This is a genomic window from Kocuria sp. APC 4018 (assembly GCF_030407675.1).
Lineage (GTDB): Bacteria > Actinomycetota > Actinomycetes > Actinomycetales > Micrococcaceae > Kocuria > Kocuria rhizophila.
Genome location: NZ_JASDCY010000030.1, coordinates 26,352 through 32,375 on the forward strand (window position 1 = coordinate 26,352; position 6,024 = coordinate 32,375).

The window sequence follows — 6,024 nt, forward strand, 5'->3', positions numbered from 1 at the left end:
GACGAGTTGAGGGTGCGTTCACGGGGGCCCATGAGGCGCGCGGTTCCGTGCACCTCCCGCGGTGACCTGGAACACTGGAGGCGCAGCACCCGCGTCCACGTTGGTGCGCGCCCAGCTGATCAGAGGAGCACCACCGTGAAGTTCGTCATCCTGATCCACTCGAACCCCCAGCCGTGGGCGCACCCCACGAGCGAGCACACACGCGAGTACCAGGCCCTGCCCCGGGAGCAGCAGGACGCGCTCGGCGCCACGTGGGACCGTGTGGTCGGGGAGGCCCAGGCGAACGGGGAGATCGTGTTCGCGTGCCCCCTGGCAGACCCTGCCGCAGCCCGCGTCTACGTGCACCGCGGTGAGCCCGTGGCCACCGAGGGGCCGTACGCCCGTGCGGAGGAGCACCTCGCGGGCTTCTTCGTGATTGATGTCGCCTCCCGTGAGCGCGCCGAGCAGATCGCGGCCGCGTTCTCGTGCCCCGGGGACACGGTGGAGCTGCGTCCGGTCATGTCCCCGGGCCCCGGGGCCTGAGGACGCCCCCGGGGCCGGCCGGGTGACCGGCAGCCCCGGGCAAGCGCGGGCGGCGTCGTCAGCCCTGGGCGCGGGTGGCCGCTCCGTCCAGCCGCAGGAACGCGAGCCGCCCGGTCTTGCCCGGCAGGTCGATGGCGGGGCCGAGCTCGAAGCCGGTGGCCTCCAGCCGGGTGAGGGCGCGGTCGTTGGAGACGTCCGGCTCGGCCACGATGCGCCGCGCGGTGCCGTGGCGGGCGATCTGCTCGAGCACGCGCCGTCCGAACGCCCCGGTGAGCCCGGGAGTGCGGTGCTCCGTGGGAGCCAGCAGCACGTGGACCCCGAGGTCCCCGGGCTCCACCCGGTAGGCGGCACCCACGGGATCGGCGTGCGGCTCGTAGGTCTGGAAGATCCCGGCGGGGGCGCCGTCGAGCTCCAGGAGCCACGCGTGGTGGGTGGGGGAGTCGGCCAGGTGCGCGTAGACCTCCTCGACCTGCTCACGGCTGAGCCCGGTCATGCCCCAGAAGCGCGCGCGGGGTGTGCTGACCCACTCGTGGATCACGGCGGCGTCGTGCGCGGGATCCACGGGGCGCAGCCGTGCGTGAGGTCCAGAAGCGTGGCCCGCTGTGTTCTGTGAACTCCCGGGGAGGGTGCCCAGGTCGATCACGCCGCCCGTAGTGCCCACGGCGCCCGCGGGCACGAACGGCAGCGCCTGGTCCGTCTCGCCGCGCGCCCAGCGGTGCACGGGCGCCTCGTCCAGCCGGCCGCGGTCCACGGGATCGGGGGTGATCCACCACGACGCCGCCGGGTCGGCGAGGTCCCACAGCACCCGGGCCGCGGGCACGCGCAGGCACGCGGGGCCCGTGCCGGGCAGGGTGCCGGCCGCGAGCCACGGGGTGAACGCGTGCAGGGTTCCCCACGGCGGCAGCACGGATCCGGCGGGCCCGAGGTGCTCCTCGGCCACCCGTTCCACGGCGGCCAGCGCGCACCCGGTGACGTCCAAACCCAGGGCCGGCGCTCGGCGCACGATGTTCTCCACGGCGAGCCCCACGCGCCCGGTGCCGTGCAGGAACGGATCCCACAGGGCGGGCATGCCCGAGGGCGCCGAGAGCGCGGACAGGTCGGTGCTCGCCACGAGCTCCTGCACGAACGCGTCGCGCCACACCGCGAACCACGAGGCCGTCGTGGAGCCGGTGGACATGTCCCCGTCCCACGCGAGCAGTCGGGCGCGCACCCAGGAGGCCGTGTGGGACAGCCGTCGCCCGGGCGCACCGGGGCGGGCCGCACCGGGCGAGTCCTCGGCGGACGTCCCCTCCGTGGACCGCACCGGCTCGACGAACAGACTCCGCAGCAGCCGCGGCCAGTGCGGTGCGGCGGTGTCCAGCTGCGCGGCCAGCAGGTCTTCGTGGCGCACGACCCCGTGCTCGGCTACGGCGGCGTCCAGCAGGGCGGTGGCCCGGTCCGCGCGATGCGGGGAGGCGCACGCGAGTCGGGCCGCCGAGCCCTCGGCGTCCGACGGGCGCTGGTTCGCCCGCACCGTGATCCCGTGCAGCGCCCGGGGCGGTTCCGCGGCCCCGAGGAACGCCCCGGCCACCGTGTGACGGCACGCGCCGTGTGCGTCCGCCGCGAGGACGTCGTTGCACGGCACCGCCCACCCGGACTGCGCGGCCACCACGTCGTCCGCGGTGCGCGCGCCGAGCAGCTCACGGCACGCGGCGAGCGCCCGGGAGGGATCCGGCACGGGGGCGTGGGAGACCACGGTGACGGTCGCGGTGGAGCCTGGGGCGGCGTCGTCGAGCAGGGACTCCTCCGCGTCGGTGCCCGGCAGCACGAAGCCTGTTGCGCAGGAACGCACGGTGACGGTGCGCTCCACGCCGTCACGGGAGCGCAGCACGGTGCTGCGGGCGACGAGCGGCTCGCCCGTGTCCGTGACGTGCCACGTGCCGTCCCGGGCCTCGACGGACAGCTCGGTGAGGGTCTCGGTCACGGTCATGGCCGCGGTGATGGCCCACGCTGCGGTCTCGGTGCGCCCGAAGTGCGGCACACCCGGCAGCCCCACGAGGGCCAGACCGCGCACGCGGAGCCCCGGGGCGGAGAGGCACACGGGCTGGTAGGGACCGGACTCCTCGACGATCCGGTGGGGATCCGCCGCGAGCAGCGGTGCGCCGCTCATGGACAGCTCCCCGGGGACGAGCCACGCACTGGAGCCGGCGGCCGCGGGGGACTCGGCATCCAGCACGGGAACCCACTGCTCGCCGAGCACGCGCCGCACGCGGCGTCGCCACAGCTGCTCGGGGAGGCTGCCGGTGAGCAGGTGGGCGTCCAGGTGCACGGCGATCGGCGTCCACGGATCCCACGCGCGCACGGGGTCCTCGGTCAGACCCGCCTCGCGCACCTCAGAGGTCTCTGCCCAGACCCGCGCGAGCGCCTCGGAGATCCCGCGCGCATAGGTGGCGAAGAACTCCCGGTCAGCCGCCGACGCCGCCTCCCACCAGCGCCGTGCGGTGCCCACCACGTCCGCGGCGAGGCTCAGCGCGTCCGCGTCGAACGCGTCCGGCCCCAGCAGCTCGGCGGAGCGGGCCTCGGCCCGGTGGCGCAGCACCTCGGCGTGCCACGCACGGTCCAGGCCGGTGACGTACCCGTGGCCGCGGGCCAGCGCGGTGAGGTCATCGGCCTGGACGTGCGGCACTCCGGCCGGATCGCGAAAGACGCGCCATCCCTGTCCCTTGATCATCGAACTCCTCCTCGGGCGTGGTTGCGGAACGTGGCCAGCGGGTTCTCCAGCCGGCCGGCATAGGTCAGGGACTCCGACTGGTTCGTGAGGTCCACCATCCGCTGCGGGTTGCGCAGCTGCAGCCGGTTCAGGCACGAGTGCGCGAAGCTCTCCCGGAACAGGTCCAGCTCCCGCCAGTGCTCGGGGAACCGCTCGCGGTGTTCGTCCAGGGACTGGGCGGCGATCCCCCAGAACTGCGTCTCGTCCAGGATTCCGGTGGTGTGCAGCAGAACGGCCAGGTGGCGCAGCACGCCGTCGAGCACGTCCGTGTGGACCGCGAGTTCGCGCTCCTCGGGATCGGTGACGGCCCGGATGCGCTCGATGCCCTCGGGTAGCGGACGGTTGCTGAGCACGGCGACCTCCTCGCCGAGGTCCTTCCAGAACGCCCCCACGGGGAAGCCGTCGCGCAGCCGCAGGATCACGTTCTCGCTGTGGGGCATCATCGCCGTGTCCTGGGACAGCAGCAGGTGGGCCACCGGCACGAGGTACACGTCCAGCAGCGCCCGGACCCAGTCCTCGGACGAGGCTCCCGAACGCTCGATCCACGCCCCGGCCAGCGGGCGCCCAGCACGGTCCGTGTGCAGCACCCCGGCGAGGCTCGCGGCGTGCTCGTCCGGGGCCAGCAGGGGAAGCGGGGACTCGCGCCACAGCGCGGCCAGCTGCTTGGTGTAGTCCGAGCGCACCCCGCTGCGGTGGTGCGAGTCCCCGGTGTAGCCCACCGAGGCGTGCTCCCGCAGCACCCGGATGCCGCGCTCGCGGAGGAACTCGTCCTCCCGGGTGATCGCGTGCAGCCAGTCGCTGATGGCTGGCATGGCGCGCATGTACGCGGGGGACAGGCCCCGCAGGAAACCCATGCTGTGCACGCCCATCGCGGTCTTGGCATAGTCCCGGCGCGGATCGGTGACGTCCAGGAACGTGCGCAGGGACTGCTGCGCCCGCCAGAGGTGGTCGCCCTCACCCAGCAGCACCAGGTCCCGGCGCAGCACGTCCGGGAGCATCCCCGGCAGGATCCGGTGCTCCCACTGCCACGGGTGCACGGGGATCACGGTGTAGTCGTCCAGGTTCTCACCGGCGTCGCGGAGCGCGGCCCGGAAGCGCTCGCGCTCACCGTCCGTGAGGTGGCGCCGCACGTGCTCCTCGTGGTCCAGCTCCACGCCCAGGGACACGGTGCACAGGGACCGGCGCGCGGCCAGCCACGTCAGCGGGGTGGGCTCGGCGGCCTCCGGCGCCCAGGCCTCGGCCTCTGCGGCGCCCAGGCCCACGCGGCCCGAGCTCGCGACGAACCCGGGGTGCCCGCGGTCCAGGAAACGCTCCACCTCGGGCAGCTCGCTGTGGGCCAGCTGCGCCGCGGTGGGCGCGGGAGCCGCACGACGCCGCGCCATCGAGAACATGGTCGCGGAGAGGTCCTCCAGGTACAGCGGCAGCATCTCGTCGCTGAGCCCCAGCACGTCCCTGAGGTCCAGCACTGCCTGCTGGGCGTCCGGCGCGGCGCCGCCCGTCTCCCGGCCGCCCGCGGCCGCGGGCACGACGACGCCCGGTACCGGCGTCGCCGACGCCGCACCACCGCGTTCACAGAAGTAACGGTCCGGTGCGTGCTCGGGGTCGATGCGGCGCACCGAGTCCGGGTCCACCTCCCAGTGCTCGAGCGGGTGCCGGGTGGCCTCGAAGTACCAGCGCGGTGCGCCCGAGGCGTCGGCCACCGTCCACCCGTCACCGCAGGGTTCGGGGGTGAGCATCCGCTCGTGGCTGAACTCGGAGAACATCTTGGCGAGCACGTCCCGCTGCAGTGCACGGGCCGTCTCCCGGTCCAGGCCGGGCGCCCGCGTGGGGTGCGGTGCGGTGCGCCGGGTGTCGTCGGTCGGGTGCTGCCGCTGACCGAGGTCCGTCATCGGGTCACCTCCGTGCTGCGGTGCTCGGCGGGCAGCCGGGTGGTTGCCGTGGAGGGCGTGGTCCGATCCTGCGGGGTCGGCGCTGAACCGTCCCGGGCGGTGGCGGCCGTGCGACGGGGACCGCTGGGTGCGGGCGCATTCTCCGCTCCAGGGTTTCTGACGCCCGGGGAGTGCGGTGCAGCGCGTGGCTCGCGGCCGTCTGCGGCCGTGGGGCGCGGGCCGCCGGGAGCGGGCGAGTCCCTGACGTGGTCGCCCTGGGAGGGTGGGGCGGCGCGGCGCTCGCGGGCGGCGTCGTCCTCCCCGTCCTTCCAGGGTGCGGGGTCCGCGCGGTCGACGACGCTCACGCACGCCGTCTTGCCCGGCAGCGGGCACTCGCCCACCTCCCGGAACCCGGCCCACCGGTTGATCGCGCGGATCTTCTCGTTGCGCAGGTCCGGCTCCACGAGCACCCGTTGCACCGCCGGGTCCGAGAACAGGAACCGGAGGGCCGCGGCCATCACGGCGCGCGTGGTGCCGGGGACCGGGCGGGTGGAGGCAGCGACGAAGAGGTGCAGACCGGCGTCGCCGTCGCGCACGGGCCAGACCGCAGCGAGCGGGCTGCGGGCGGGGTCGTAGGTCTCGAGCAGGGCCAGCGGCTCGCCGTGCTCGCTCACGAGCCAGGCGTCCTCACCGGGAGCCGCCACCATCCGGCGGTACTCGCGGGCCACCTCCTCCGGGGACGCGCCCACGAGTTCCCACGCGTGGGCGCGCGGCGCACTGAGCCACTCGTGGAGCAGCGGCAGGTCCGCATCCACGTCCACCGGCCGCAGCGAGAACGTGCGCCCCTGCGTGTGGAGCGTCAGGGCGCCGTCGTGCCACCGGGAG

Annotated in this window: 4 protein-coding genes; 1 reads left to right on the forward strand and 3 read right to left on the reverse strand. The window is 74.8% G+C overall.

Translation table 11 applies throughout. From position 1 onward, the window contains the following. Positions 1-135: 135 nt before the first annotated feature. Positions 136-522, forward strand: a complete 387-nt coding sequence (locus QL985_RS07190) for a YciI family protein (RefSeq protein WP_039100538.1) — start codon at positions 136-138, stop codon at positions 520-522. Between the two features lie 58 nt (positions 523-580). Here the strand turns inward: QL985_RS07190 and QL985_RS07195 are convergent, their stop codons facing one another. The 3 genes from QL985_RS07195 to QL985_RS07205 all read right to left on the reverse strand — a co-directional run. Beyond that, a complete protein-coding gene (locus QL985_RS07195; protein ID WP_290147693.1) occupies positions 581-3,232 on the reverse strand; it encodes a GNAT family N-acetyltransferase in 2,652 nt (883 codons plus the stop codon). Further along, positions 3,229-5,160, reverse strand: coding sequence for an IucA/IucC family protein (locus QL985_RS07200; RefSeq protein WP_257744813.1), 1,932 nt, complete (start codon positions 5,158-5,160; stop codon positions 3,229-3,231). The genes QL985_RS07195 and QL985_RS07200 overlap by 4 nt, the downstream gene beginning before the upstream one ends. Further along, positions 5,157-6,024, reverse strand: an 868-nt coding sequence (locus QL985_RS07205) for a GNAT family N-acetyltransferase (RefSeq protein WP_290147694.1), incomplete at its 5' end; no start/stop codon positions are given. The genes QL985_RS07205 and QL985_RS07200, both read right to left, overlap by 4 nt.